Source organism: Halolamina salina (assembly GCF_042678005.1).
Lineage (GTDB): Archaea > Halobacteriota > Halobacteria > Halobacteriales > Haloferacaceae > Halolamina > Halolamina salina.
Genome location: NZ_JBHUDH010000093.1, coordinates 3,464 through 4,223, shown reverse-complemented (window position 1 = coordinate 4,223; position 760 = coordinate 3,464). Strand labels below are relative to the sequence as shown.

The 760-nt window shown below is 69.6% G+C and carries 1 protein-coding gene; it reads left to right on the top strand.

Annotated features, from left to right (window positions below):
- The coding region (locus tag ACFR9S_RS08980) for an Hvo_1808 family surface protein (protein WP_379818454.1) at positions 1-760 on the top strand (760 nt) is incomplete at both ends.

Sequence of the window (760 nt, the reverse complement as noted above, 5' to 3'; positions counted from 1 at the left end):
AACATCGGCGTCTACTTCGTGAACTACCAGCCCTACAGCGACGGGCCGGCGTTCATCGCCGCCCAGAAGCGACAGGGCGGCTGGGAAGCCGTGAACGACCTCTACGACGCCCCGCCCCAGAGCGCCGAGCAGGTGATCCACCCCGAGCGCTACGGCACCGACCCGCCGACGGAGGTCGAACTCGAGGACGAACACAGCGAGGACTGGGAGCGGATCCGCCCGGAGAGTCGCCTCGACTACGCCGAGGTCGGGCAGGCCGGCGTCGCGTCGATGTTCGTCTACCCGTGGTACGCCGGCGAGCAGACACGGGGGTACGACGCGATCCCGAACTTCCGTGACACGTGGTTCAACTACACCGACTCCGGCGACCTCAGCCCGATCGACCCGCTGAACTACGGGTTCGACGCCGCCGCCGGCTGGGACGGCGACCGGATGCACTTCTATCAGAACGACGCCGGCGAGGGGGGCTACGTCTGGCGGCTCGTCTGGGACAGTAACGCGGAGGCGGCCGAGTTCCGCGAGGCCTACGAGGAGCTGCTGACGTACTGGGGCGCCGAACCGGTCGGCGAGGACACGTACCGCATCGCCGACGGGCCGTTCGCCGACGCGTTCCACGTCTCCGTGGCGGGGGACACGGTGACGATCGTGAACGCGCCCTCCGTCGGGGAGCTGACCGAGGTCCGAAGCTCGGTTGATCCGGACGTGGAGACGGCGACACCGACGCCGGCAGCGACCCCGGCGCCGGCGAGCGAGACGCCAC